Source organism: Rhodococcus sp. IEGM 1409 (assembly GCF_030056735.1).
Classification (GTDB): domain Bacteria; phylum Actinomycetota; class Actinomycetes; order Mycobacteriales; family Mycobacteriaceae; genus Rhodococcus_F.
The window spans coordinates 249,629-275,946 of sequence record NZ_JASHKN010000002.1 but is presented as its reverse complement, the minus strand read 5'-3'; the positions used below and the strand labels follow the sequence as shown (position 1 = coordinate 275,946).

Below are 26,318 nucleotides of genomic sequence, written 5' to 3'. Positions count from 1 at the left end.
GTTCGAGTCAATGGCAATTCTCAGACTGACGAATTGACCCGAGGAAGGGCAGTCGAGGCCAATCCGATGCCGAGCGCAATTGCTGCGATGATCGCGAGTACACGGCGCTGAGCTTCGAGAAATGCTTCGCCGGCAGCGGCCCGAGTGGATGCGTACGCGGCATCAACTGCCACCTGAACGGATTGACCCCCGGCACCAGCGGAGCCGTCGCGGCGACATTCCGGCGCCACCTCCATCGGCGTTCCGGATGTCAATTGACTTGTCGCACAATCGACAAAGGCCTTTTCTGCGATGTCGACGAGGCCAGGGCTCACGTCGGCCGCTTCGAGTTGCTCAACGTATTCAGGCCGCTCCCCCTGCACCGCTTGCGGCGCCTGCCCTGCCACGAGCGAGAAGAACACCACGCCGATCAATGCCAGTCCGATGGAGCTACCGACTTGCTGAACGGTCGGGAGAAGCCCGGACACCGAACCTGCGTGCGCGGGCTCGACCGTCGCGAGGATCGCGGTTTGCAGAGGTGCCACGAACAGTCCCAGCCCAGCGCCTCCGAGAAGCAGTGGCCCGGCAAGCGCTAGCCAGCGTGGATCAGTTCCCTCGTGTTCGAGGATGACGGACAACGCGATCAGCGAGCCGGCAAAAACCACCATCCCCAGAATCAGGACACGGTTTCCGAGCATCCGGTACACCGCCGATGAGAGAACCGCCGCCACACCCATACCGACGGCCCACGGCAGCGTCATCACGCCGGCTCTCAGCGCGGAGAATCCGAATCCGAACTGCAGCGTCAGGCTGATGGTGAAGATCAGCGAAGTCAAGGTCCCGAAAAATACGAACGCAAGAATCGCACCGATGGCAAAGGCTCGGTCGCGGAAAAGCTCGAGACGAAGGACAGGATCGCCGCCTCGTTTCCCCAGACGCGATTCGTAGAGCACAAAGGCCAATGCCACCGGCACAGACATCGCGAGCATTACCACCAGCTCTGCGGGCCATCCACGCGCCCTCCCCTCGGCCAGGGGAAGGATCAGCAAGAACAGCGCCAGCGACGACAGCGCAGCGCCGATGAGGTCAAGCGAGCGCACATGCTCCGCGCGAGCATCGACGAGATGGAAGAACCCCAGGATCAAGGCGGCGATACCGATGGGGACGTTGACAAAAAAGATCAGGCGCCAACCCCAGTCGAAGAGATTCCATTCGATGAGCAGCCCGCCGACCAGGGGTCCACTGACCGTTGCCAGGCCTATCGTCGCGCCGTAGATCCCGAACACCCGCGGATGCCTCGCCTTCGGGAACAGACCCGAGATGATGGCAAATGTCTGCGCGGACATCGAACCTGCCGCCAGCCCTTGCAGGCCGCGGAAGACGATCAACATCGTCGCACTCTGAGCGAGCCCGCACAGCAACGAGGCCGCGACGAATACGGACAGGGCCGTCAGAAATACAACTCTGCGACCGAACAGGTCCCCCAGTCGGGCCGCGGTGATCAATGAACACGCGAAGGCCAGGATGTACACGCTGACCATGAGCAACTGCGCTGAGACGCCGGCTCGAAGATCGACGGCGATGCTCGGAAGCGCGACGTTGACGATGGTCGCGTCGAGCAGCTGCATGAACGCGGCCGCCAGACTCGTGGCCAAACCGAGCCAGGGTGTCAGAGAAGTGGATCGCCGTCCGCCCTTGTGGTCGGCGCCGACAGCGTCACCTAAAGGGTCCGGAAGCATCGAATGATCCTAAACGACACGACCCTTCTAGAACCTGTTCCTGTTTAGATTGTAGTATTTCGGACAATTCAGTCCCGCAGATGGGATAGTTCGTCGTCTGCCCATTTTCAGAGCAGGCTTCTCGACGACACACGCAGGAGTTCTACTCGATGGATCTGAACTTGATCACCCATTGGCACCCGCTTCCTGGACGGGTAATCGAATGGGGCGTCACGCATGCTTCCGCTCAGCGAGCCGCCGAAGCTGAGATCGACCGAGAACTACCCCCGACCACGATGCAGGATCGCCACCTGCGACGTGCCCGCGTCACCGCGGAGAAGGGCGATCCTCAGTCTCCGTGGATCGGTATCGCCTTCGATTTCGCCGGAACCCTCGACCGCGACGCCATGACGCGAGCCCTGCAGCGCTACGTCCGTCGCCACGACACGCTGCACAGCTGGTTCTCCTTCGACGAGGCCACCACCGACGCAGCGGACACCTCGTTCGAGGTCCGTCGCCACGTCGTGCCGGTCGAGAGCATCGAGCTCGAGTACCGCATCGGCGACGACGTCTCCGAATCCGAGGCGATCCGCGCGCTCGTCGCCACCAAGTTCGCCACGGAAACCAGCGCGCTGCAGTGGCCGGCATTCGTTTTCGGCGCCGTCGAGCACGATCACACCGACACGGAAGCCGAGCCGAGTTTCACCCTGTTTCACGCCGTCGACCATGCTCATTCGGACATGAACTCGATGGTGCTGATGTACGCAGAATTGCGTCAGCTGTACGCAGCGGAAACGACCGGGTCACATCCCGAGCTGGGGCCGTCAGGAAGTTACGCACAGTTCGGTCGTGTCGAGCGCGCGCGAACAACCGAGCTGACGATGCAGTCACCCGCAGTGCATCAGTGGCTCGGCTACCTGATGCGCAGCGGCGGCTCATTCCCCGGATTTCCCCTCCCGCTCGGCGCCGACGACGCCCCCAAACCGGCTATCGGTTCACGCTTCGACTTGGCCGACGACACCGAGTGCGAAAAATTCGGTGCGATCTGTAAAGCCAACGGCGCCAACTTCATCGGTGGGATATTCGCCGCCCTCGCGATCGCGGAATTCGAACTGGCCGGGCGCGACAAGTACATCGCACTCTCGCCGGTCAGCACGCGAACCGAGGCAGACTCGTTTGCGCAGGGTTGGTACATCAATCTGATCCCCGTCGGCATCGACGTCGACGACAAACGACGTTTCACCGAGTTGGCGAAAGTCGGGCAGCAGGGTTACCACGACGGCAAGGCACTGCTGGATGTCTCTGTGCAGCAAGTCATCGACCTGGTTCTGTCGAGCTTGGCCGACTCGGATTCCGCTCCCGGCGGACTGTCGAAGACCCTCACCCCGCCGCCGATCGTCTCGTACATCGACGGTCGACGCATGCCGGATCCATACAGTTACGCCGAGACGAAGGCAACGGGAATCGTCGGCGGCAAAGAGACTCAGATCGCGTCGATGTGGATCAACCGGATGCACACCGGCACGTGGATCGCAGTGTCACACCCCGACACCCCCATTGCCCACGAGTCGGCCGACCGCTTCGCCGAGCACGTCTCCAATATCATCAAAACTGTTGCAGCTCAGGGCGACTACTCGTTCTCTGCACCAGAGGGAGTGTCCTGATGCATGTCACCTCGATCGATCGATACGGACTCGAGCCCGGAATCGTCACCGAATGGTCGCTTCAACCCGCTGACGGCGCCGTCACGGAGTCGAAAGTACCACCGTCGTACAACCAGCATTTTCATCTCGAAACTGCGCGAACACACGGCATGGGCCGGAGCGTGTGGATGGCAGCCGCATTCGACCTTCCCGGCGAACTGAATCGGCCGGCACTCGATCTCGGGCTGCGCCTGTTCATCAGTCGCCATGACACGCTGCACACGGGATTCGAGGTGGGCAAGTTCACCACCACCCGAATGGGACTCGACCCCGACGGCACACACATCGAGACCTCGGAACCTCTGAAATTCGATTCCACCGAGGACCTCCGAGCGCACCTCAAGAAGCGATTCACGACGGTGTGCGATCCACTGACCTTCCCCGCCTACACGTTTGCCACGGTCGAACGCGAAGAGCACTACACGGTCCTGAGCGCGTTCGATCACACACTCGTCGACGGCTATTCGTTGGTCATCGCCCTCGGGGAACTTCGACAGATCTACGAGGGACTGATCGTCCTCCCCGAACTCAGCGACCGCGAGGCCGTCGACGCAGTGATGGACCGACTGGGTGACCCGGGAAGTTTCGTGCGGTACTGCGAATTGGAGGCCGACGCTCTGCTTCCCGTGGACAACGACCCCCGAATCCGCGAGTGGGCCAGGTTCTACGAGATCTGCGGTGGTACATCGCCGAGTTTCCCCTTGGATCTCGGCGTCGAGGGAGGAAAGCCCGCCCCGCAGGGCGCCGATGTGCGCGTGCTGCTCGACGAGGAACTGACGGCGACGTTCGACGAGATCTGCCTTTCCGCCGGCGGTAGCGTGTTCACCGGAATCCTCACTGCGATGGGCCTTTCCGTTCACTCACACACCGGACAGTCGACGCTTCCGCTGCAATTTCCGCTTCACATCCGCAAAGATCCGCGATGGGCCGACGCGATCGGTTGGCTCACCACGAGTGCGCCGATCACGGTGCAGATCACTCCCGATGCGGACTTCGGTGCATCACTTGCACATACGCACGCGTCGTTCCGAGTTGCGTTGACACTCGAGGGCGTCACCATGGCTCAGGTTCGAGATGCTTTGGGCGACAAGATTCGACGCACACGCACCGACGTTTTCATGGTGTCGTACATCGATTACCGCAAACTGCCCGGCACCGACGATCACGACCTCCTCAACGCTCATCACATCAGCAATGTGACAGTCGCCGACGATGCCCAGTTCTGGATTTCGCGGACGAACCGTGGCCTGTCGCTGCGCTCTCGCTTCCCGGACACCGACACCGCAAACGAAACCATGGTGAATTTCCTCACCGAGCTCGACCGAATTCTCAGAGAGGTCTGCGCCCGGGGCGTGACGCCGATCGGAAGTGTCACCGAACAATTGAGAGATTCGAGCGTCGGAGCAGGAACACCGAGAATTTAGTCTCGGCAACGGGTACGAGCAGGCAGAACCTGCTTCCGGGCGTCTCACCTTGCGCACAGCGCATAGAATCGATCAAGTCCGTGTTCGAACCGAACGATTCGTCTTCAGGAGTACGCCCGTGCCCGTTGCCCCCGATCCCTCAACCGCGTTTGCCGAGTTCGCGCATCCCGACCGGTTGGTCTCGACGGAATGGCTCTCGGCGAATCTCGGTGCGCCGGGCCTCAAGGTCGTCGAATCCGATGAAGACGTGTTGTTGTACGACGTCGGCCACATCCCCGGCGCCGTGAAGATCGACTGGCACCTCGACCTCAACGATCCGGTCACCCGCGATTACATCGACGGTGCGAAGTTCGCGGAGTTGATGAACCGCAAGGGCGTCAGCCGCGACGACACCGTGGTCATCTACGGCGACAAGAGCAACTGGTGGGCCGCCTACGCACTGTGGGTCTTCACACTGTTCGGCCACGAGGACGTCCGTCTCCTCGACGGTGGCCGCGATGCGTGGATCGCCGAGAACCGTGACACCGCTTTCGACGTTCCCGAGACCACGTCCACCGATTACCCGGTCGTCGAGCGCAACGACGCTCCCATCCGCGCATTCAAGGACGACGTTCTCGCACACTTGGGCGACGGGCCGCTCATCGACGTGCGATCTCCGCAGGAGTACACCGGCGAGCGCACTCACATGCCCGACTACCCCGAAGAGGGTGCGTTGCGCGGTGGACACATTCCCAGCGCTCTCAGCATCCCGTGGGCGAAGGCAGCGGCACCGGACAGCCGCTTCCGCACCCGCACCGAACTCAGCGAGATCTACGGCGGCCTGTCGGCCGACGACAACATCGTCGCGTACTGCCGCATCGGTGAGCGTTCCAGCCACACCTGGTTCGTGTTGACCCACCTTCTCGGCTACCCGAACGTTCGCAACTACGACGGTTCCTGGACCGAGTGGGGCAATGCCGTGCGCGTCCCGATCGTCCAGGGCGAAGAGCCCGGCGCCGTTCCTTCCTCCGTATCGGTGTCATGAGCGCTCTACCTTCGGCTCTGGCCGAGATCGTCGACGACTTCGCAGCCGTCGGCGCCTCGGACAAGCTCACCCTTCTCCTCGAGTTCAGCCGAGAGCTACCGCCGTTGCCGGCGGAGCTCGAGCAGAGCGCGATGGAGCCGGTCCCCGAATGCCAGTCACCGCTGTTCCTCTCGGTCGACGATTCGGACCGCGACAACGTCCGTCTGTACTTCAGCGCTCCCCCCGAGGCTCCCACGACGCGTGGTTTCGCATCGATCCTCGCGCAGGGGCTCGACGGCCACAGCGCCGACGAGATTCTCGGTGTACCCGACGACTTCTATTCGGCGCTCGGTCTCGCAGAAGCTGTGAGCCCGCTCCGTCTGCGCGGAATGTCGGCCATGCTCGCGCGCATCAAGCGGCACTTGCGGGGCTGAAAACATGGAGTTCACCGAACTGGCCGACTATGCGATTCCGGCCGGCGCACTCGTCGAATGGTTGCCGTGCGCAACCGGGCCCTGGGTTCCGGATCCGCGGCCCGTCTCCTACATTCACGAGGCACATCTCAACCGTTCCGCTGCCGGCGCAGGCGACAAGTCTTGGCTGGGAACAGCTTTCGAGATTTCTGGCCCGCTCGACGTCGATGCGTTCCGAGTTGCTCTCGGTCGCTGGATCGATCGTCACGAAGTTCTGCGCTCGCATACCGTTCTCGAGCCTTCGAGCGGCGAGATCACCCGGCACACGGTCCCGCTCGGCGGCATCGACATCGGAGTCGTCAGCCACGGCTACGACGCGTCCAGCCAGGACAACTTCGATCACCTTCACCGCCTGTTCGACGACTACGCGTCGCCGCACAGCTGGCCGTCGTACGTCTTCGCGACGTTGACGCCGCGAGGCGGCGACGGCCCGTTCACCGTGTTCTTCGCGGCGGACCATTCGATCATCGACGGTTTCTCCATCGTGCTCGTCGCTCACGAGATCGCAGCGCTGTACCGCGAGGCGGCGACCGGCAGTGCGGCGAATCTGTTTCCCGTGGGCAGCTACGTCGATTTCGGTGCCGTCGAGCGCGAGCATATGGCCGATATGGAGGCCGAAAAGGCTGCCGTCGAGATCTGGCGCGGCGCGCTCGGCAGTGACGGGTTACCCCAGTTCCCGCTACCGATCGGTGAACGTGGAAACGAATCTCAGAACGGCTTGTCGACCTGGCTTCTCGACGCTGACCAGTCCAAGGCCTTCAGTTCTACGTGCGCAGCCTCAGGCGTGGGGTATTTCGCCGGACTGCTCGGCGGTCTTGCCGCTGTCGGTCGCGAAGTCGCGGCAGCCGATCGATTCGAGGTCGTGACTCCGGTTCACACCCGTAGCGCCCAGGAATGGGCGGGTGCTCTCGGTTGGTTCGTCGGACTGTGCCCGGTCGAGTTCATGGTCGGATCGGACTGTTCGTTCGGCGACCTCGCGAAGCGCGCCGCCGACTCGATCGCTTCGGTCAAGCCAGCCGCCGCTGTCCCGTTCGATCGGATCGGCGAACACCTCGGAACGCCCATCCGACCGCGATTCGTGGTGTCCTACATGGACGTTCGCTTTGTACCCGAGGCAGCTCAATGGCCCGAATGGAACGCTAGAGCGCTCCGAAGCAAGGCATACACGCACGACGTCTACATCTGGATCAACCGCACACCCCAGGGCCTCAACCTCGCAGTCAGGTACCCAGGCAACGAGACGGCGAATGCAGCGGTCCACGCCTACGTGGCCGCACTGCGCCGGACCGTCGAAGAAATCGTCACCGAACCGGACGCAGATACCTCCGACAGCTACTCGTCGGTAGTTTTCGAAACCGTTTCCTAAGCCGGAGTGGGCTTTAGCGATCCGGTTACAACCAGCGCCGAAGCGATGCATACACTCCGAAGTGATGCCAATCCCCCGATGGTGAAATCCCAGAGGAATACACCGCGGAGACAGACTATGCGAACCACAGGAGGCTCAGTGCCCAGTCATGCCAGCGCGCACATTACGAAGGTGCTTGTCGCGAACCGCGGTGAAATCGCGGTACGGGTCATCCGGGCGGCCAAGGATGCCGGCTACGGCAGCGTTGCCGTCTATGCCGAGCCCGATGCAGAAGCGCAGTTCGTGAAGCTCGCAGACGAGGCATTTGCCCTCGGTGGACAGACGTCCGCAGAGTCCTACCTCGTGTTCGACAAGATCCTCGACGCAGCCAAGAAGTCCGGCGCCGACGCCATCCACCCCGGCTACGGTTTCCTCTCCGAGAACGCCGACTTCGCCCAGGCTGTCATCGACGCGAACCTGATCTGGATCGGTCCCTCGCCGCAGTCCATCCGCGACCTCGGCGACAAGGTCACCGCTCGCCACATCGCGGAGCGCGCGAAGGCACCGATGGCCGCCGGCACCAAGGATCCCGTCAAGGGCGCCGACGAGGTCGTCGCATTCGCCAAGGAATACGGCGTACCGGTTGCGATCAAGGCTGCTTTCGGCGGCGGTGGACGCGGCATGAAGGTCGCGCAGACCATCGAGGAAATCCCCGAGCTGTTCGAGTCGGCAACCCGTGAGGCCATCGCAGCCTTCGGTCGCGGCGAGTGCTTCGTCGAGCAGTACCTCGACAAGGCCCGCCACGTCGAGGCTCAGGTCATCGCCGACCAGCACGGCAACGTCGTCGTCGCCGGTACCCGCGACTGCTCGCTGCAGCGTCGCTTCCAGAAGCTCGTCGAAGAGGCTCCCGCCCCCTTCCTGACGGACGACCAGCGTGCACGCATCCATGCGTCCGCGAAGGCCATCTGCAAGGAAGCCGGCTACTACGGCGCCGGAACGGTCGAGTACCTGGTTCAGGGCGACACCATTTCCTTCCTCGAGGTCAACACCCGCCTGCAGGTCGAGCACCCCGTCACGGAAGAGACCGCGGGCATCGACCTCGTGCGTCAGCAGTTCCTCATCGCCAACGGCGAAGAACTCTCCATCAAGGAAGATCCCACCCCGCGTGGACACTCCTTCGAGTTCCGCATCAACGGTGAAGACGCCGGCCGCGGCTTCATGCCGGCCCCCGGCCCGGTCTCCGTCTACCGTGAGCCCACAGGCCCCGGCGTTCGCGTCGATTCCGGGGTTGTCGCCGGCGACGTCATCGGCGGACAGTTCGACTCCATGCTCGCCAAGCTCATCGTCACCGGAGCCACCCGCGAAGAAGCCCTCCAGCGGGCATCGCGCGCCCTGGCCGAGTTCGAGATCGACGGCCTCGCGACCGTCCTCCCGTTCCACCGCCACATCGTCGAGAACCCGGCATTCGTCGGTGACGGCGAGAAGTTCGACATCTACACCAAGTGGATCGAAACCGACTGGGAAAACACCATCGAGCCGTACGTCGGTTCCGGTGCCCCGGCCGACGACGAGGACGAGGCTCTGCCGCGTCAGAACGTCGTCGTCGAGGTCGGTGGACGTCGCGTCGAGGTTTCTCTCCCGGGCCAGTTCTCGCTCGGCAACGGCGGCGGCGCAGCCTCCGGTGCGATCCGCAAGAAGCCGAAGGCGCGCAAGCGCGGCGGCGCCGGCGGAGGTGCAGCATCGGGTGACGCTGTCACCGCTCCGATGCAGGGCACAGTCGTCAAGGTCGCAGTGACCGAAGGCCAGGAAGTCGCCGAAGGCGATCTGATCGCGGTTCTCGAAGCCATGAAGATGGAAAACCCCGTCAACGCGCACAAGGCCGGTGTCGTCACCGGACTGTCTGTCGAGCCGGGTGCAGCAATCACGCAGGGAACGGTTCTCGCAGAACTGAAGTAGGGGCGAAGCCCCTGTGCGCCTTTTCGGTAGTCCCCACTACCGGAAAGGCGCACAGTCGTTTGAGTAGGCTGTAACGATGGCTGACGTCCCCGACATTCGCATCGGCACTGCAGAACGCGAGCAGGCACTCGATCTCCTGAGCGAGCACTTCGCTGCAGGGCGCCTCACCGTCACGGAATTCGACGAGAGAAGCGGAATCGTCAGTGCCGCAACAACTCGCAGTGAACTCGTGCCGGTGTTCGCCGATCTACCGGGCAACTATCAAGCCCCCGGCACCGCTCCCCTGTCGATGGTGACGCCTCCCGACGCACCGGCAGAGCGAGGGTTCAACCCCGACTGGTCCGGACGAGTCATGGCCGTCATCCCGATTCTCGCGGTGATCCTGTTCTTCGTCACCGGTACCTGGTTGTGGTTCCTCGCCATTCCCCTTGCCGGCGCCCTGCTGTTCGGCACCGACAGGGAGCGCAAAGCCAAGCGCCGCCGCGAGCGGGACTCCGACTGATGGAGCCGATCGAGATCAACGCAGGCGGCTGGTATCTGCGGGCATTGCGTGCAGACGAGCGTGTGGACGACCGCCCTGCGCTTGCCGACGGCGGAATCACCGACCCCGATTACGTGAGTCAGCGGAGCGCTCAGTGGCACGAAAACAGTGTCTACTCCTGGGCCGTGTGCCAACCCAACACCGGTGAGCTTCTCGCCGAGGTCGTTCTGACGCCCCTCGACTCCACCGCTCTGCTCACCGGCTGGGCCCGCGACGGGCACACCGAGGCACTCTCGACAGCTGCCGAGGCCGTCACGAGGTTTGCAGAAGGTGCACTCGGACTCGTTGTGGTCGAGGGGCAGACGAATTGAAGAACAACCGATACTGGCCGCTGGCGATAGCCGTGGTCATTGCTCTGATCATGCTGTTCTCTCCGGGCTCCACCGTGCCGTCGAGCCCGGAGAACACCGACAAGATCACCCACACGTTGATGTTCGCGGTGTTGGCGATCACCTCGCTGCACGCCCGGATCCCGGCGTGGCTCACGGCGGTGTGGTTAGTGATCTTTGCCGCGACATCCGAGGTTCTTCAAGCAGCGCTGCCCATTTCGCGTTCGGGTTCGATCTGGGACGGCACCGCCGACTTGCTCGGCATTGCCATCGGAATCGGCATCGTCAGCCTCGTGATGCGGCGTCGAACAGCCCGCGACGACGAGCCGAGCAGGTCCTGATCAGCTGAGCAGGTTGCTTCGCAATTGGTCCTGGGTCGAAGCGTCGATCTTCAGGCCGTCGGTGAAGTACGCCTCGATCGATCCGTGGACCTGCTCGAGCTCTGCCATCGACGCCTCCAGGTACTCGCGCCTGACACCGAGGACACCTTCGAGCAGGGTCGGATCGATACCCTTCGCCTCGAATCGTTCGAGGAGTGGCGCGAACATCGGCAACAGGATCTTGTTGGTTTCGAGGTAGTCCGCGAAGACTGCGTCCTCGGAGGCACCCAGGAAGAGCAGTAACGCGGCCGCTGCCCAACCCGTGCGATCCTTGCCCGTGGTGCAGTGAACGAGTGCCGGCGAACTGGACGGCTGCGCCAAGTCGACGAACAGTTGCCGGTACGACGCGACCGCACTCGGCAAGGTCACGAAATCGCGGTAACTTCCCTGGAAGTATTCGAGTGCCTGGCCGCTGCCCAACGCTTCGGCAGCGAATGCCGGGTCGGCGATCATCTGCTGCATCTGAGCCGGAATGGCGCGATACTGCTTGTCCGCCAATACGTCCAGGCCGAGTTCCCGGATTCCGTCCGGCGTCAGGTCCGGCGCCGTCTCACGTTCGGATTCGGTGCGCAGATCGTAGATCGTGACGATTCCCAGATCGGCGAGGGTCTGTGCGCCCTCCGCGCTGAGCGATGCCAGGTCGGTGGAACGAAACACGCTCCCGGTGCGGACGGTGCCACCGAAGCTCGATTCGGGGCCACCGATGTCGCGGAGGTTCGCCAAGGACGGTACGACGGAAGACAGCTTCGGAGTGTCGGTCATACCTGAGAATGTATCGGGCGTCAGACAGTGCCGGACAAAAGCCGGAGAAAGAAAGATTGCGACACATCATCTCCCGTAATTGCTGCGCTACAGATCCGTAACATGCTCAAGTAATCCTGTGGACATGCCTACAACGAATTCCAGTGGTCTCGGAGCCATCGATGCGCTCGGTGACCACCAGGCAGTCGCGGCCCTGCTCGAGTGTTGCCATTCCGCCATGTGGGCAGAGCAAATCGCCGCGTCGCGCCCCTTCGCCGATCTGAAGGCTCTGTTCGACACAGCAGATGCTGTGCTGGCCGAGCTTCCCGAATCCGAGATCGACGACGCACTGTCCGGCCACCCGCGAATCGGCGAGCGAACCGAGAGCGCGTCCTCGACCCGGGAACAGTCGGGCGTTTCGTCCGCGACAGAAGACGTACTCGCGGAACTTCGACAGAAGAACGCCGAGTACGAGGACAAATTCGGTCATGTTTACCTGGTCTGCGCGTCGGGGAAATCTGGAACGGAGCTCCTCGACATCCTTCGAGGTCGTCTCCGAAACGACCCGGCGACCGAGCGTTCCGTGCTTCGAACCGAATTGGCCGCCATCAATCGGATCAGACTTGCTCGTCTGATCGATTCACTCGCGGGAGGCGCAGCATGAGTAAGTCCCTGAGCACGCACGTTCTCGACGCGACGACGGGCAATCCCGCGGCGGGGATTCGCGTCGAGCTTCGTGATCGAAGCGGCGCCACGATCACCACTGCCGAGACCGACTCCGACGGCCGCATCCCCGAACTTGCTCCGGGCGGCCTGACCGCCGGTCACTACACCCTGACTTTCGACACCGGAACGTATTTCGAGTCCAACGGACAAGAGAACTTCTACCCGGAAGTGACAGTGACCTTCCGGGTGGACGACATGGCGCGGGGCTATCACGTCCCGTTGTTGCTGTCGCCCTTTGCTTATTCCACCTATCGCGGGAGCTGAACACGTGACTACCGACAACATCACGACCGGCAGTACGAACACCGACCGGTTGAGCGGATCCATCGAACTATCGGGTCACCAGTACGGCAAAGCGGAAAATCGGGTAGTTCGAATCTATCGAGACACCCCCCGTCACGAGATTCACGACATCAACGTCTCCACTTGCCTGCGTGGAGATTTCGCCGACGCGTACCTCACCGGTGATCAGTCGAAGGTTCTGCCGACCGACACGCAGAAGCAAACGGCCTATTCCTATGCCAAGGAAAAGGGACTGATCTCGATCGAGACGTACGGACTCGAGCTCGCCCGTCATTTCGTCGACGACATCGAACCGGTCAGTGGCGCGCGGATCGAGATCGAGGAATACGCCTGGGAGCGTGCGGTTGTCGACGGCAGCGAGCACGACTACACCTGGATTCGGAAGGGTCAGGAAGTTCGAACGGCGTCGATCACCCTCTCCGATACCGGGACATGGGTGATCGGCGGCTTGAAGGACCTGGTGATCCTCAAATCGACAGGTAGTGAGTTCTCGGGTTTTCTCGAAGATCCGTACACCGTTCTCGAGCCGACCGACGACCGGGTCATGGCAACGACGTTGGTCGCCCAGTGGCGATTTGTCACCACCGACGTCGACTGGGAATCGGTCTACGTGGGCATCAAGGCACAGATCGTCAAACAGTTCGCACAGGTGCATTCACTTGCCCTGCAGCAGACGCTCTTCCACATCGGTAAGGCAATTCTCGAGGAATTCCCGATCATTGCGGAGGTTCGACTCTCAGCACCCAACAAGCATCATTTCGAATATGCACTCGGCCGCTTCGGTGTGGAAAACGACAACGAGGTGTTCCACGCTGCGGATCGTCCCTACGGGCTGATCCAAGCGGCGGTCAGCCGATCCGACGCGCCGGACGCGGGACCGTCGTGGACCACCTATGCCGGCTGGTTGTCGTGACCGAATCAGCCCTCGAGGCAACACTCGTCGTCGCAGGCGCCCATGTGGTCACGATGGACGGCGACCGCTCCGAGTACTCCGACGGCTATGTGGTGATCTCTGGCAACAAGATCGTCGACGTCGGCGCCGGAAAGCCACCCGCATACCCCGGTGCGCAGGTGATAGACGGGAGTGGTTGCCTGATCACGCCGGGTCTGGTCAACACACATCATCATCTCTACCAATGGATCACCCGAGGCCTGGCCGCGGACTCGACGCTTTTCGAGTGGCTGACCACCCTGTACCCCGTCTGGGCGGGTATCGACGCCGACGCCGTACACGTGGCGGCCACGGGCGGGCTCACCTGGTTGGCAAAAACCGGGTGCACGACCACCACCGACCACCACTACGTCGTTCCCCGCGATGCCGGGGACGTTTTCGAGGCCGAGATCAACGCTGCCTCACAGGTCGGTCTTCGATTCCATCCATGCCGTGGGTCGATGGATCTCGGCCAGAGTTCCGGCGGTCTACCACCGGATCACGTCGTGGAGAACCTCGATGACATCCTGACCGGCACGCAGGCCGTCATCGATCGTTGGCACGACCCGGATCCCGGATCGATGCTGCAGATCGCGGTAGCACCCTGCTCCCCCTTTTCGGTGACGGAGTCGTTACTCCGCGAGTCCGCGACACTGGCGCGTGAAGCCGGTGTCAGGATGCACACGCATCTGGCCGAGACGTTGGACGAGGAGAGCTTCTGCAAAGAGCTTTTCGGTTGCACACCTGTCGAATACATGGAACGCGTCGGCTGGGTGGGCCCGGACGTCTGGTACGCGCACGCAGTCCATCTCGACGATGCCGGTATCGAGACGATGGCGCGAACCGGAACTGCGGCGGCACACTGCCCGACCTCCAATGCGCGACTGGGAGCCGGTATTGCCCGTGCCGTGGATCTGGTGAACGGCGGGGTCACAGTGGGACTCGGTGTGGACGGTGCGGCGAGCAACGAAGCGTGCAGCCTGATCGAGGAGTCGCGTCACGCACTTCTGTTTGCTCGCGCCAAGGGTGGACCGCAGGCGATGACCGTGCGAAAAGCCTTGGAACTTGGCACTGTCGGCGGCGCAAGAGTTCTGGGCCGCGACACCGAGATCGGATCGATCGAGGTCGGGAAACTTGCCGACCTGGCGGTGTGGAAGCTCGACACCGTCGCCCATGCCGGCATCACCGATCCGGTGGCGGCGCTCGTACTGGGCTCGACTCCCCCGTTGAAGTTACTGCTCGTGAACGGTCGAATCGTGATTGCCGACGGCCGAGTCATCACCGTCGACGAGGATGTCGTGGCCTCGGACGTCGCACGAGCACACCGCGACCTCCTCGGAAAGGCGTGACGACGCGATGGATCTGCACAGTGTCGACGAAGTACTGGTGCCGCGCACCCGAGCCGAAATCCCCTGCGCATCACCCGGAATCGGGTTCATCGGCGGTGGCACCTGGCTGTATTCGGAACCACAGCCACACCTGACCACACTCGTCGACCTGTCGGGCCTCGACTGGGAAGCCGTCGAGGTCAGCGATCACGGTATCGAGATCGCGGCCACCTGCACCATCGAGGAACTCTGCCGCGCCGAACTGCCCGCGTCGTGGACCGCCACGCCGCTCTTCCGGCAGTGCGCCGATGCATTGCTCGCATCGTGGAAAGTCCTGCGCTACGCGACGGTCGGCGGCAACATCGCACTGTCCTTCCCGGCCGGTGCCATGACGACACTGTGCACTGCCCTCGACGCCGATCTGACGATCTGGCGCCCGGACGGAACCGAATACTCGCTACCCGTAGTCGAATTCGTCATCGACGATTCTCGCAACGTTCTGGGCCCCGGCGAGATCATCCGCAGTATCCGGATTCCCGCACACGCACTGACCGCACGCACCGCGATGCGGAAACTGGCGCAGACCTCGCTCGGGCGCTCCGCTGTCGCCGTGGCCGGCCGGTGCGGCGCCGACGGTTTCACCCTGGCGGTCACCGCTGCCACCCGCCGTCCGTACTCTCTGAAATTCGACAAGCTCCCCGACACCGCTGCACTCGCGAATGCGTTGCGCAACAGGATTCCGGAAGACGCCTACTTCACCGATGTTCATGGAACTGCGCCATGGCGACAGGCGATGGCTGCGCTCCTCGCCGAAGAAATCCGGGGTGAACTGGAATGAAGTACTCGGTGGACGGAGTTCCCCGCGACGACCAACCCCACCCTGGGCAGTGCCTGAGAACCTTCCTTCGCGAGCATGGAACGAACTCCGTCAAGAAGGGGTGCGACGCCGGGGACTGTGGGGCGTGCTCGGTGCTCGTGGACGGGCACCCGACCCACTCGTGCATCTTTCCAGCCCATCGCGTCGACGGCCGCGAGATTGTCACCGCCGCCGGTCTCGGTACACCTGAGTGTCTCCATCCCACTCAACAGGCCTTCGTCGACGCGGGCGGCTTCCAATGTGGTTTCTGCACAGCGGGAATGGTGGTCACGGCATCGGCACTGTCTCCGGAGCAGAAGACCGATCTCGCGTGCTCGATGAAAGGTAACCTGTGCCGCTGCACAGGGTACAGATCGATTCGTGACGCCCTGGCGGGTACTGCCAACACCGAGACTGCCGCGTTGGGCTCGGCCCAGGGCCGTTCGATCGCAGCACCGGCTTCCACTCGAATCGTCACGGGAACTGAGCAGTTCACGATGGACTTCGCCCCGGCCGAGATGCCGAGCGGCCTGCTGCACACCGCGGTGCTCGGGAGTCCGCATGCACACGCGCACATCACCCGGATCGACACGGTAGCAGCAGAAGCGGCGCCAGGCGTCGTCACGGTCCTCACCTATCGAGACAGTCCGGATGTCTTGTTCTCCACTGCTCGGCACGAGGACCGCAACGACGATCCCGACGACACACGGGTGTTCGATCGCACTCTCCGTTTCCGCGGCCAGCGCGTCGCCGCGGTCGTCGCCGAAACCCCGAAGCAGGCTTGGCGCGCACTCGCCCTGATCGAGGTGGACTACGAGGTGGTCGACGCGGTTTTCGAACCCGACCGTGCGCGTTCCCCCGGCGCTCCGCTCCTGCACGGTGACAAGAACGAGAGTTCCCGGATCGCCGCGGCCTCGCGCAATGTGGTTGCAGCACTTCACGACGGCGTCGGTGACCTGGATCTCGCGCTGCAGGATGCGACAGCCGTCGTCGAGGGCACCTGGCAAACCGCACGGGTCCAGCACGTGGCATTGGAAACTCACGGCGCGGTGGGTTGGCTCGACGAGGATGACCGCCTCGTCATCAGAAGTAGCACGCAGGTGCCGTTTCTGGTTCGCGACGAGTTGGCTCACATCTTCGATCTCGACCGCAGTCGCATCCGGGTGTTCGCCAAGCGGGTGGGTGGAGGTTTCGGCGGGAAGCAGGAACTACTCACCGAGGATCTGGTCGCACTGGCCGTCCTGCGAACCGGCAGACCCGTGACCTACGAGTTCAGCCGAAGTGATCAGTTCACCCTCGCACCGTCGCGGCACCCGATGCGGGTCTCGGTGCGTGCCGGCGCCGATGCCGACGGAACTCTCACCGCGCTCGCCATCGACGTCCTTTCCGACGCCGGGGCGTACGGGAACCATTCGATCGGAGTCATGTTCCACGGTTGCGCCGAATCCATGGCGGTCTATCGCGCTGCGACAAAACGCGTCGACGCCGAGGCGGTTTACACGAACAACGTTCCGTCCGGCGCCTTCCGTGGTTATGGACTCGGTCAGATCATCTTCGCCGTCGAGTCGGCCATGGATCAGCTCGCGGAGCGGCTCGGCATGGACCCCTTCGATTTTCGGCGGCGAAACGTCGTCCTGCCAGGAGACGACTTCGTCGACTGGCACGTCGAAGACGGCGATCTCGAGTTCGGCAGCTACGGGCTGGACCAGTGCATCGACCTCGTCGACAGTGCGCTCTCGAGCGGACGCGGAGAACAGGCACCGACCGGGTCCCGTTGGAAGACCGGCCAGGGCCTGGCGATCGCGATGATCGCGACAATTCCGCCGCGCGGTCACTTCTCCGACACCACCGTCACACTCGAGGTCGACGGTCGGTACGTCGTGAACATCGGGACTGCCGAGTTCGGCAACGGAACCACCACGGTTCATCAACAGATCGCTGCCACAGAATTGCGGACGAGGGTGGATCGCATCAGGATCGTTCAATCCGACACCGACGCCGGTGGATACGACACCGGTGCGTTCGGGTCGACGGGAACGGTTGTTGCCGGAAAGGCTCTCCTGATCGCCTGCGAACGCCTCCGTGAGCGGATACTGACCCGCGCTGTGCGAGTGAGCGGGCACGGAGCGCAGGTCGGCGATCTTTCGCCGGACGGGGTCGAATCCTCGCACGGTTGCATCGATTTCCCGACGCTACTCGAAGGCGGCCCGCTCACCGCGGACGGCCGCCACGACGGAACACCCCGCTCGGTCTCCTTCAACGTCCACGGTTTTCGTGTCGCCGTCGACACGTACACCGGCCGGGTGAAGATTCTGCAGTCCGTTCAGGCCGCCGATGCCGGAACCGTCATGAACCCGGCCCAACTCCGAGGGCAGGTGGAAGGCGGTGTGGGACAGGCTCTGGGCGCTGCACTGTCGGAGGAGATCGTCATCGAGGAAGGTCGGGTGATCAATCCGCAGCTGCGCAATTACCACGTTCCACAGTTCGGGGATCTGCCGATCACCGAAGTACTGTTTGCCGACACGTACGACAAGCTGGGGCCTTTCGGCGCAAAATCGATGAGTGAAGCACCCTTCAATCCGGTGGCACCGGCGTTGGCAAACGCAATCGCGAATGCGTGTGGAGTTCGGATGTACTCCACTCCGATGACACCGGATCGGGTGTGGGGCGAGCTGCAGAGACCCTAAGTCTCGCGTGCAAGTACGCGCTCGACTGCGTCGACTGCGTCGTCCAACTCTCCGGTGGTCACGGTCAGCGCGGGCCGGAACCGGATTCCTCTCCTCCCGGTGGGCAGAATCATCACGTGCTCGTCTTCTCGTAGTCGCTGCACGACGCGATCGCGAAGGTCACTGTCTGCCAACGTGATCGCGCACATCAGCCCACGACCTCGCGGCTCGATCGCCGCCGCGTACTGCCCGCAGACTTCGGTCAACCGGGCAAGGAGATGCGCACCCGTGAATCGCGCGCGGTCGATCAGTCGGTCCTGCTCGATGACTTCGAGTATTCGCCGGGCACGAACCATGTCGGTGAGGTTGCCACCCCACGTCGAATTGATCCGGGAACTGACGTGAAACACGTTGTCGCGCACCTCATCTACGCGACCACCAGCCATGATGCCGCACACCTGCGTTTTCTTGCCGAAGGCCACCACATCCGGATGCAGACCCAATTGCTGGTAAGCCCAGGCAGTTCCGGTGATTCCGCACCCGGTTTGCACCTCGTCGAGAATGAAGAGCGCGTCGTTTTCTTGGCACAACTCCTGCATCGCCTGCAGAAATTCCGGCCTGAGGTGATGGTCGCCGCCCTCACCCTGGATCGGTTCGGCGATGAAACAGGCGATGTCGCCGGGGTTGTCGGCAAACGCTTGGCGCGCTTGCTCGAGAGCTTGCCTCTCCGCCACTTCGACATCGCGGCCGTCTGCGAGATACGGTGAGTCGATTCGCGGCCAGTCGAACTTGGGGAATCTCGCGACCTTGCCCGGTTCGGTGTTGGTGAGTGACATCGTGTAGCCACTGCGGCCGTGAAAAGCCTCGCTCAGATGCAGGACCTTCGTCCCCAGATCTCCTGACAATCCACGACTTTCGTTCAGCCGACTCTTCCAGTCGAAGGCAACCTTGAGCGCATTCTCCACCGCAAGGGCTCCGCCGTCCACGAAGAACAAGTGCGGGAGTGCCGAATCCCCCAGCACTCGAACGAAAGCCGCAACGAAGCGCGCCATAGGTTCGGTGTAGATGTCGGAATTACTCGGCTTGTTGGAGGCTACGACGGCCAACTCCTGCTGGAACTCCTCGTCGTCTGTGATCGCCGGGTGATTCATCCCCAGGGCGGAAGAGCCGAAGAAACCGAACATGTCCAGATACTCGGTTCCGTCTCGCAGGTCGCGGAGGTAGGAACCCCTCGACCCTTCGACGTCGAGAATCAGATCGAATCCGTCGACGAGGATGCTGGACTTCAACACCTCGTAGACCGGAAAGAGCGCACTGTCACCGAAGTCTCGCATCGCAGTACTCATACGCGAAGATTATGTCAATTTTACGAAAGTGTCGATAGAAGGCCGTAAAAGTTACTGAACGCCCGTCATTCGTCGTAAAAAGTTTGTAGGATGATGGTGCTTCGTGTGTTGACGTTGGCTGCCGTACGGATCTCCTGCAGCAATCGCTCCAGCGCCCGAGGCGACGCCACCCGGACCAGCAGGACGTAGCTTTCGCTCCCGGCTACCGAGTGACACGAAACGACCGCCGGTAGATGACGCAAGCGAGCAGGTGCATCGTCGGGCTGCGAAGGATCGAGAGGAGTGATGGCGACAAATGCGGACAGATTGTGACCGAGTGCCTCCGGATCGATCTTCGCCGAGTACCCACGAATCACCTTGCGAGATTCCAAACGACGCACTCTCGACTGGACTGCGGAGATCGAGAGTCCAGCCTTCTCAGCAAGACTCGCGAGAGTGGCACGCCCGTCCAAGACCAATTCACGCATCAAAAGTCGATCGGTTTCGTCGACCGGAACACCGGCAACGTCACTGGTTTCTGTTTCTCGCACCTGCGCAGGCTAACGCAATCGGACATTCGTATGGTTGAAACCTGGGAGCTACGTGCACGGTTCGCTGCGGCGCTTGCACGGATGTACGGCGAGGAGGTCCCCGCTTACAACACGCTGGTAGACGTAACGCTGCAGGTGAACCATGATTTTGCCGCGGCACATCCGGATTCTGCCGAGCGTCTGGGCACTCTCGCGCGGGTCAGCGCCGAGCGTCACGGGGCCATCAGACTGGGCACCCTCGACGAACTGCGTGACGTGGCCATCGTCTTCGGCGGATTCGGTATGCTTCCGGTCGGCTACTACGACCTCCGGCTCACGGACTCCCCTATTCCTGTTGTCTCGACGGCATTTCGTCCGACCGATCCCGCCGAACTCGCCCGGAACCCGTTTCGCGTTTTCACCTCGGTACTGACCAGCTCCGATTCCAGGTTCTTCGACCGCGACCTCGAGCATCGGATCACCGCGTTCCTGCGTCGCCGCACCCTGTTCTCTCCCGAACTTCTTCAATGGGCACGGCAATCGAGCCGCGAGGGCGGCCTGCCCGAGGCCGAGGCGACACAATTCGTCGACGCGGCGACCTCCGCGTTTCGGCTCGGCACCGATCCCATCGACGCGCCCTGGTACCTCGAACTCGCCGCGATCTCACCGGTCGCCGCAGACATTGCGGGGCAGGGCTCGACACATGTCAATCACCTCACCCCGCGGGTACTCGACATCGACGAGTTGTACCGCCGAATGACCGAGCGCGGCATCACCATGATCGACCGCATCCAAGGCCCGCCGAGATGGAGTGGACCGCCACTGCTTCTGCGGCAGACGTCGTTTCGCGCATTGGCCGAAGACAGGCGCTTCCGTCGGGCAGACGGATCGACCACCACCGAACCTGTCCGCGTCAGATTCGGAGAGGTGGAAGCTCGCGGAATCGCGTTGACCCGCAGCGGTCGAGCGATCTACGACCGACTGATCGCCAGGCCCGAGGACGCACACTGGGACGGGGAATTTCCGCACTCCGAAGACGGACTCGATGCCGCGGGGTTGGCTTACTTCACGTACCGAAACGAAGGATCGACGCTCGTCCGCGACCCCATCGTCTACGAGGACTTCCTACCGGCCTCCGCGGCCGGCATCTTCGCATCCAATCTCGATTCGGTGACCGGATTCGTTTCCGATGCGCCCGGCGCCCAATACGGGCAGGATCGATTGGAGGGCGCCATCGACCACACCATCGAAGATCCGTTCGAGCTGTACCACGCACAACAAGAGGCGTCACGTGCCGCGCTTTCTCCCGCCTACAACCACAGAGGACTCCCCCAGTGAACCTGCCTGATTCTTCGAGCCTCGCCGATCGCGCCGAAAGCGCCCTTGCCGCGTGCGGTGTCGAGTGGCCCGCCGGCGACCTGAGCGCACATACCCCGATCACCGGTACGCAGCTGCGTACCGTCCGGCAGCACTCCGGTAGAGAAGTCGACGACGCCGTCGACGCGGCGCATCGAGCGTTCCTCACCTGGCGCACCGTCCCCGCACCGGCGCGCGGCGCGGTCGTGCGCCGGCTGGGCAGCCTATTGACCGAGCACAAGGAGGACCTCGCGGAGATCGTGACCCTCGAAGCAGGCAAGGTCACCTCGGAGGCTCTCGGCGAGGTACAGGAGATGATCGACATCTGCGAGTTCGCCGTCGGTCTCTCCCGGCAGCTCTACGGACGCACCATGCCGTCCGAGCGTCCCGGACACCGGTTGACGGAAACGTGGCACCCCCTCGGCGTTGTCGGGGTCATCTCCGCGTTCAACTTTCCCGTCGCGGTGTGGTCGTGGAATACCGCCATCGCTCTCGTGTGCGGCGACGCCGTCGTATGGAAGCCTTCGGAAACCACGCCGCTGACGGCGTTGGCATGTGACGCCCTCCTCCGACGCGCACTCGCCGACTGTGATGCACCGATCGACGTCCACCAGTTGATCATCGGCGGACGCGATGTCGGTGAGGCCTTGGTGGACAACCCACTTGTGGCCTTGGTCAGCGCCACCGGTTCCGTGCGAATGGGCCGCGCCGTGGCTCCGCGGGTCGCCGAACGCTTCGGGCGAAGCCTCCTCGAGTTGGGTGGCAACAACGCCGCAGTTGTCACACCGTCGGCAGATCTCGAGCTTGCCGTACGCGGAATCGTGTTCTCCGCCGCCGGAACTGCGGGGCAGCGATGCACCTCTCTGCGTCGGCTGATCGTTCACAACTCGATCGCCGATCACGTTGTCGAGCGCGTTGCGGCCGCGTACGCACAGCTCGAGGTCGGAAGTCCCTTCGATTCCGGTGTTCTGGTCGGGCCGCTGATCAACGAAGCTGCGTTCGAAGCGATGCAGAAGTCCCTCGCGGCCGCGCGCGCCGACGGCGGCACCGTGGTGTGCGGGGGCGACCGCGTCGGCGAATCCGGGTTCTATGTGACACCTGCTCTCGTTCGTATGCCCGCACAGACCGAGGTGGTACGGGCGGAGACTTTTGCACCCATCCTCTACGTCCTGACGTACACCGATTTCGACGACGCCATCACGCTGCACAACGGTGTACCTCAGGGACTTTCGTCCTCGATCTTCACACTCGAACAGCGTGAAGCCGAGCGTTTTCTCGCCGCCGACGGCTCCGATTGCGGTATCGCGAACGTGAACATCGGAACGTCCGGCGCGGAGATCGGCGGCGCTTTCGGCGGGGAGAAGGAGACCGGTGGCGGTCGCGAATCGGGTTCGGATAGTTGGAAGGCCTACATGCGCCGAGCCACCAATACCGTCAACTACTCGGACCAACTACCGCTGGCTCAAGGCGTCGAGTTCGGCTGAACGCCTGCTGTGTGAAATCGGTGATCGCGTCGATCAACTCCGGGAGCGCCGACAACTGCGGTGCGTGATCGGTGTCCAGGCTGACCACCTGGGCGCCGGGGACAAGTCTTTGCATGGCGCGTTGAGCCTCGATCGGCACGGTTCGATCCAGGGTGCATTCGACATACAACCTCGGCACGGTTCCGAACCGCTCTTCGGTCCAGACCGGGGCCATCAGGCGGGCGGACTCCAATTGTGGGACAAGCATGCGCGCCGCGCCGATCGCATCAGCGACCGGCGCTTCGTGGAAGAACACAGCGGCACCGGCTTCTGGCGGAACTGCCGTTGCCTCGTCGTCGCCGACGGGGACCAACCAACGCGAGATCCCGACCGGGGCTGCCAAACCGATTTCTGTACACAGCATTCCGAAATCCATCTGCGACGGCAGCATCATCCCTGCGACGTACACAAGACCCGCGACCCGCGAGGGTATCTGCTCGGTCACCTGTGAGGCCACGATGCCGCCACCCGAGTGTCCGACCAGGACTGCCGGCCCGTCCAATGAATCGACAACTGCCACAACATGTTCGGCAACAGATTCGAGATCGATCACGTCGTCCGGGTTCCAACTTCCGGAACCCGGAAGCTCCACCACGACGGGATCGAAGCCGGCCGACTTCAGAGGGCCACACACATAATCCCAGACCCAACCACCTGCCCAGGCGCCGTGTATCAAGACGATGTTCCGAGCACTCACTGCTTGACCTCGAACTCTGCCGCCGAAAGCACCCGAGCCGCCTCACGAACTGCGGCGGTATTGGACTTTCCCTGCCTCGACCCAGCCAGTTTGGCCTTGATGTGATCGCGAACGGTGATGGGTTCGTATTCCAAGCCCGAGTCGTCCTGAAAACTCGGCAGAGTCGCAATCACCGCATCGACGTTTCCGTCGTGAAAGAAGGCCGCCGATCGCCGACGCTTGATGGTGCCGTTCACCACCGGCGGCGCGACTCGGTGCAGAGTGGACATCCAGCGATCGTTGGTCAGTCGGGCGGTGAGATCCCCGAGGTTGACCAACAGCGCATCGTCTTCCGGCCAGACGTCGTGCCAGCGTCGGTCGCTCCCGAGCACTTGCAAACCCTCGACCTGATCCGCCCACAACACGGTGACCAGACCGAAATCGGTGTGTTCCCCCATCCCCTTCAACTCGCCGTCCAATGTCACCGTCCCTTCAGGCAATGCGTAGTTGTTCATCCGCAGTACGTCGATGGAATGATCGGTGATCGACTCGAAGAATCCCGGGGCCAGACCCAGCGCGTCTTCGAATATGGTGGTGAGTGTGTGTGCCACACGCACGCCGTGGGCGTAGTAGTCCTCTACGCGCTCCCTGAACCCGCGAACAGCGGGCCACAGGTTGATTCCGTAATCCTCCTCCGCCAGTTCGAGTTCGGTGAACGATCGGGCTTCGGTTCCTATATTGAACGCCTCGAAAAAGTCGTTCATCCGAGTCGCGGATTCGACGCCGAGACTCAGGCTCAGTGACTCGCTCTTGGGCGGGCTGTATCCGCGATTCGCACCTTCGACACGGTGACCCGACTTCGTCTCCATCGGCAACCAGAAGAAGTCGTCCATGGCCTCGGCGAGGCCGGCGGATACGTCGCCTGGCACGCCGTGGCCCCGAATCTGCATGAAACCTACGGTCCGACAGGCATGGTCGACTTCGGCAGCCACTCGCGCCTTGTCCTCGTCGGCGCCTCCGAGCACGTAAGGCGAAATGTCGACGAGGGGAACTTCGAAAATTTCAGACTGTGACGATGGCACTGGCGTCTCCTGCAGAGCTGGTAGCGGGTTCAGTTCTTGCAGTGGGGTGGAGGCTCTCACGTGATCGCCTGGCGAGTTCACCGAGCCTGGTGTGGTTGAACAGTAGATTGAGCGAAAAAGCCGAGGCCGCAGCCAAGGTGATGCCGCTACCGAGGAGGATCTGGGCCGAGGAGGGGAACCGCTCGAACATGCCCTCCGCAAATTCCGGCAAGATACCGATCCCCACGGATACGGCGGCGATCGTGGTGTTGATCGGGTCGCTGAGGTCGACCTTGCGCAATGTGTTGATTCCGACCACCGCGACCGTCGAGAACAAGATGATTCCCACGCCGCCGACCACCGGATCGGGAAGGGCGGCAACTACTTCACCCATTCGCGGGATGAGACCGAGGACGATCAGAATGGCGCCGCTGGTAGCGGTCACGTATCGGCTGTACACCCGGGTAGTGGCAACGGCGCCGACATTCTGAGAGAAGACGGTGTCGACAAATGCGTTGAAGATCCCGCCCAGAACTCCCGACAGACCGTCGGCCACCAGCCCTCGCGCGAGATCTGCTTTCTTCAAAGGCTTTCCGGTGATCTCGCTGACGGCCAGCATGCTGGCCGTCGATTCGGCGAAGACGACTGCCATGACGATACTCATCGCCACCACGGCGGTGACGGGAAACTCCGGAGCACCGAAGTGGAACGGCATCGGGAAACCCACCCACGCCGAGCCGCCGACACCGCTCAGATCGATCAGGCCCATCGGGACGGCGATCACGGTACCGATTACCAATGCCATCAGCACACCGAGCTGCGTCCACATCCCTCGGCCGAGGCAGATGAACGCCACCGCGACTACGACGACCGCGGCAGCCAGCGCCAGGTTCTTCGGGTCGGCGAACGACGGGGAAGTGGGGTCGTTTCCGACGATCAAGCCTCCTGCGACCCCGATCAACGAGATGCCGATAACTGTGAGGACGACGCCGGTGACCAGGGGCGGGAAGTATCGGACGATCTTGGCGAACGGTACGGCCAAAGCTATGCCGACAACACCACCGACGAGCATGGACCCGTACACGGCCTGCAGGCCGTACTCCTTGGCGATCAGAATCATCGGCGTCAGCCCGGCAAACGTCGCACCGCAGACGATCGGCAGGCGGACACCGGCGACTTTCCCGACGCCCAGGCTCTGGATGATCGTGATGATGCCTGCAACGAGTAAGTCCGCGCTGATCAGCATCGCGACTGTGCTGCGGTCCAGTCCTACTGCCGCACCGAAAACCAGCGGAACCGTGATGCAGCCGGTGTACATGATGAGGACGTGCTGAAGAGCAAAAGCAGACTGGCGGGCAATGGGGAGCCGCTGGTCGACTGGATGGATGGCCATGCGCCGATCTCCGTCCGAAGCTGGAAGTGTTTCGTGTACGGGACTATTCAGC

At 62.8% G+C, this 26,318-nt stretch carries 24 protein-coding genes; 17 read left to right on the top strand and 7 right to left on the bottom strand.

What is annotated here, in order from left to right:
• Positions 1–20: 20 nt before the first annotated feature.
• Positions 21–1,718, bottom strand: coding sequence for an MFS transporter (locus QM716_RS07240; RefSeq protein WP_283303538.1), 1,698 nt, complete (start codon positions 1,716–1,718; stop codon positions 21–23).
• Between the two features lie 149 nt (positions 1,719–1,867).
• Between QM716_RS07240 and QM716_RS07235 the strand changes: the two genes are divergently transcribed.
• From QM716_RS07235 to QM716_RS07195, 9 genes are all read left to right on the top strand, one after another.
• Positions 1,868–3,361: a condensation domain-containing protein gene (locus tag QM716_RS07235; protein ID WP_283303536.1), complete on the top strand. Its 1,494-nt coding sequence runs from the start codon at positions 1,868–1,870 to the stop codon at positions 3,359–3,361.
• A complete protein-coding gene (locus QM716_RS07230) occupies positions 3,361–4,824 on the top strand; it encodes a condensation domain-containing protein (protein WP_283303534.1) in 1,464 nt (487 codons plus the stop codon). Before QM716_RS07235 ends, QM716_RS07230 begins: the two co-directional genes overlap by 1 nt.
• A 118-nt stretch (positions 4,825–4,942) precedes the next feature.
• Complete coding sequence (locus QM716_RS07225; protein WP_283303532.1) at positions 4,943–5,848, top strand: sulfurtransferase; 906 nt, start codon at positions 4,943–4,945, stop codon at positions 5,846–5,848.
• Positions 5,845–6,261 (top strand): SufE family protein, encoded by a 417-nt coding sequence (locus tag QM716_RS07220; protein ID WP_003940804.1) that lies wholly within the window; start codon positions 5,845–5,847, stop codon positions 6,259–6,261. The genes QM716_RS07225 and QM716_RS07220 overlap by 4 nt, the downstream gene beginning before the upstream one ends.
• 4 nt (positions 6,262–6,265) lie before the next feature.
• Positions 6,266–7,666 carry a condensation domain-containing protein gene (locus QM716_RS07215; protein WP_283303530.1) on the top strand — a complete coding sequence of 467 codons (1,401 nt, stop codon included), beginning with the start codon at positions 6,266–6,268 and terminating at the stop codon, positions 7,664–7,666.
• Positions 7,667–7,804: 138 nt separating this feature from the next.
• Complete coding sequence (locus QM716_RS07210; protein WP_283303528.1) at positions 7,805–9,601, top strand: acetyl/propionyl/methylcrotonyl-CoA carboxylase subunit alpha; 1,797 nt, start codon at positions 7,805–7,807, stop codon at positions 9,599–9,601.
• A 76-nt stretch (positions 9,602–9,677) separates the two neighbouring features.
• Positions 9,678–10,103 carry a DUF1707 SHOCT-like domain-containing protein gene (locus QM716_RS07205; RefSeq protein WP_283303526.1) on the top strand — a complete coding sequence of 142 codons (426 nt, stop codon included), beginning with the start codon at positions 9,678–9,680 and terminating at the stop codon, positions 10,101–10,103.
• Positions 10,103–10,453, top strand: a complete 351-nt coding sequence (locus QM716_RS07200) for a hypothetical protein (RefSeq protein WP_283303524.1) — start codon at positions 10,103–10,105, stop codon at positions 10,451–10,453. The genes QM716_RS07205 and QM716_RS07200 overlap by 1 nt, the downstream gene beginning before the upstream one ends.
• On the top strand, positions 10,450–10,812 hold the full coding sequence (locus QM716_RS07195) for a VanZ family protein (RefSeq protein WP_020969195.1): 363 nt from the start codon (positions 10,450–10,452) through the stop codon (positions 10,810–10,812). Before QM716_RS07200 ends, QM716_RS07195 begins: the two co-directional genes overlap by 4 nt.
• Here the strand turns inward: QM716_RS07195 and QM716_RS07190 are convergent, their stop codons facing one another.
• Positions 10,813–11,613: a tyrosine-protein phosphatase gene (locus QM716_RS07190; RefSeq protein ID WP_283303522.1), complete on the bottom strand. Its 801-nt coding sequence runs from the start codon at positions 11,611–11,613 to the stop codon at positions 10,813–10,815.
• A 124-nt stretch (positions 11,614–11,737) separates the two neighbouring features.
• Here QM716_RS07190 and uraD point away from each other — a divergent pair, with 124 nt between their 5' ends.
• The 6 genes from uraD to QM716_RS07160 are packed head-to-tail and all read left to right on the top strand — an operon-like array spanning position 11,738 to position 18,423.
• On the top strand, positions 11,738–12,256 hold the full coding sequence (uraD, locus tag QM716_RS07185) for a 2-oxo-4-hydroxy-4-carboxy-5-ureidoimidazoline decarboxylase (RefSeq protein WP_283303520.1): 519 nt from the start codon (positions 11,738–11,740) through the stop codon (positions 12,254–12,256).
• A complete protein-coding gene (uraH, locus tag QM716_RS07180) occupies positions 12,253–12,582 on the top strand; it encodes a hydroxyisourate hydrolase (RefSeq protein WP_283303518.1) in 330 nt (109 codons plus the stop codon). The genes uraD and uraH overlap by 4 nt, the downstream gene beginning before the upstream one ends.
• 49 nt (positions 12,583–12,631) lie before the next feature.
• A complete protein-coding gene (gene pucL / locus QM716_RS07175) occupies positions 12,632–13,534 on the top strand; it encodes a factor-independent urate hydroxylase (RefSeq protein ID WP_283303966.1) in 903 nt (300 codons plus the stop codon).
• 53 nt (positions 13,535–13,587) lie between these two features.
• Complete coding sequence (locus QM716_RS07170) at positions 13,588–14,901, top strand: 8-oxoguanine deaminase (protein ID WP_283303965.1); 1,314 nt, start codon at positions 13,588–13,590, stop codon at positions 14,899–14,901.
• Positions 14,902–14,908: 7 nt separating this feature from the next.
• Entirely contained in the window at positions 14,909–15,718 is an 810-nt protein-coding gene (locus QM716_RS07165) for an FAD binding domain-containing protein (protein WP_283303516.1), read from the top strand.
• The gene (locus tag QM716_RS07160) at positions 15,715–18,423 is read left to right on the top strand and encodes a molybdopterin-dependent oxidoreductase (protein WP_283303514.1); all 2,709 of its coding nucleotides are present in this window, start codon (positions 15,715–15,717) and stop codon (positions 18,421–18,423) included. The genes QM716_RS07165 and QM716_RS07160 overlap by 4 nt, the downstream gene beginning before the upstream one ends.
• Here QM716_RS07160 and lat read toward each other — a convergent pair.
• The gene (gene lat / locus QM716_RS07155; protein ID WP_283303512.1) at positions 18,420–19,748 is read right to left on the bottom strand and encodes an L-lysine 6-transaminase; all 1,329 of its coding nucleotides are present in this window, start codon (positions 19,746–19,748) and stop codon (positions 18,420–18,422) included. The two genes, QM716_RS07160 and lat, sit on opposite strands and share 4 nt — an antisense overlap.
• A gap of 65 nt (positions 19,749–19,813) precedes the next feature.
• Entirely contained in the window at positions 19,814–20,278 is a 465-nt protein-coding gene (locus tag QM716_RS07150; protein WP_003940830.1) for an Lrp/AsnC family transcriptional regulator, read from the bottom strand.
• A 30-nt stretch (positions 20,279–20,308) separates the two neighbouring features.
• Here QM716_RS07150 and hglS point away from each other — a divergent pair, with 30 nt between their 5' ends.
• Positions 20,309–21,595 (top strand): 2-oxoadipate dioxygenase/decarboxylase, encoded by a 1,287-nt coding sequence (gene hglS, locus QM716_RS07145; RefSeq protein WP_283303510.1) that lies wholly within the window; start codon positions 20,309–20,311, stop codon positions 21,593–21,595.
• Positions 21,592–23,097: an L-piperidine-6-carboxylate dehydrogenase gene (amaB, locus tag QM716_RS07140; RefSeq protein WP_283303508.1), complete on the top strand. Its 1,506-nt coding sequence runs from the start codon at positions 21,592–21,594 to the stop codon at positions 23,095–23,097. The genes hglS and amaB overlap by 4 nt, the downstream gene beginning before the upstream one ends.
• Here the strand turns inward: amaB and QM716_RS07135 are convergent.
• Genes QM716_RS07135 through QM716_RS07125 form a run of 3 tightly spaced genes read right to left on the bottom strand, consistent with a single transcriptional unit; the run spans position 23,048 to position 26,266 of the window.
• Positions 23,048–23,833: an alpha/beta fold hydrolase gene (locus QM716_RS07135; protein WP_283303506.1), complete on the bottom strand. Its 786-nt coding sequence runs from the start codon at positions 23,831–23,833 to the stop codon at positions 23,048–23,050. The two genes, amaB and QM716_RS07135, sit on opposite strands and share 50 nt — an antisense overlap.
• A complete protein-coding gene (locus QM716_RS07130; RefSeq protein ID WP_283303504.1) occupies positions 23,830–24,894 on the bottom strand; it encodes an isopenicillin N synthase family dioxygenase in 1,065 nt (354 codons plus the stop codon). Before QM716_RS07130 ends, QM716_RS07135 begins: the two co-directional genes overlap by 4 nt.
• Entirely contained in the window at positions 24,875–26,266 is a 1,392-nt protein-coding gene (locus QM716_RS07125; RefSeq protein ID WP_283303502.1) for a uracil-xanthine permease family protein, read from the bottom strand. The genes QM716_RS07130 and QM716_RS07125 overlap by 20 nt, the downstream gene beginning before the upstream one ends.
• Positions 26,267–26,318: the final 52 nt, after the last annotated feature.

What these genes read in the sequence shown, in the direction of transcription:
- QM716_RS07240 (WP_283303538.1), bottom strand. Translation starts at nt 1,718, where the DNA reads ATGCTTCCGGACCCTTTAGGTGACGCTGTCGGCGCCGACCACAAGGGC.
- QM716_RS07235 (WP_283303536.1), top strand. Translation starts at nt 1,868, where the DNA reads ATGGATCTGAACTTGATCACCCATTGGCACCCGCTTCCTGGACGGGTA.
- QM716_RS07230 (WP_283303534.1), top strand. Translation starts at nt 3,361, where the DNA reads ATGCATGTCACCTCGATCGATCGATACGGACTCGAGCCCGGAATCGTC.
- QM716_RS07220 (WP_003940804.1), top strand. Translation starts at nt 5,845, where the DNA reads ATGAGCGCTCTACCTTCGGCTCTGGCCGAGATCGTCGACGACTTCGCA.
- QM716_RS07215 (WP_283303530.1), top strand. Translation starts at nt 6,266, where the DNA reads ATGGAGTTCACCGAACTGGCCGACTATGCGATTCCGGCCGGCGCACTC.
- QM716_RS07205 (WP_283303526.1), top strand. Translation starts at nt 9,678, where the DNA reads ATGGCTGACGTCCCCGACATTCGCATCGGCACTGCAGAACGCGAGCAG.
- QM716_RS07200 (WP_283303524.1), top strand. Translation starts at nt 10,103, where the DNA reads ATGGAGCCGATCGAGATCAACGCAGGCGGCTGGTATCTGCGGGCATTG.
- QM716_RS07190 (WP_283303522.1), bottom strand. Translation starts at nt 11,613, where the DNA reads ATGACCGACACTCCGAAGCTGTCTTCCGTCGTACCGTCCTTGGCGAAC.
- uraD (WP_283303520.1), top strand. Translation starts at nt 11,738, where the DNA reads ATGCCTACAACGAATTCCAGTGGTCTCGGAGCCATCGATGCGCTCGGT.
- uraH (WP_283303518.1), top strand. Translation starts at nt 12,253, where the DNA reads ATGAGTAAGTCCCTGAGCACGCACGTTCTCGACGCGACGACGGGCAAT.
- QM716_RS07170 (WP_283303965.1), top strand. Translation starts at nt 13,588, where the DNA reads ATGGACGGCGACCGCTCCGAGTACTCCGACGGCTATGTGGTGATCTCT.
- QM716_RS07165 (WP_283303516.1), top strand. Translation starts at nt 14,909, where the DNA reads ATGGATCTGCACAGTGTCGACGAAGTACTGGTGCCGCGCACCCGAGCC.
- QM716_RS07160 (WP_283303514.1), top strand. Translation starts at nt 15,715, where the DNA reads ATGAAGTACTCGGTGGACGGAGTTCCCCGCGACGACCAACCCCACCCT.
- lat (WP_283303512.1), bottom strand. Translation starts at nt 19,748, where the DNA reads ATGAGTACTGCGATGCGAGACTTCGGTGACAGTGCGCTCTTTCCGGTC.
- hglS (WP_283303510.1), top strand. Translation starts at nt 20,309, where the DNA reads ATGGTTGAAACCTGGGAGCTACGTGCACGGTTCGCTGCGGCGCTTGCA.
- QM716_RS07125 (WP_283303502.1), bottom strand. Translation starts at nt 26,266, where the DNA reads ATGGCCATCCATCCAGTCGACCAGCGGCTCCCCATTGCCCGCCAGTCT.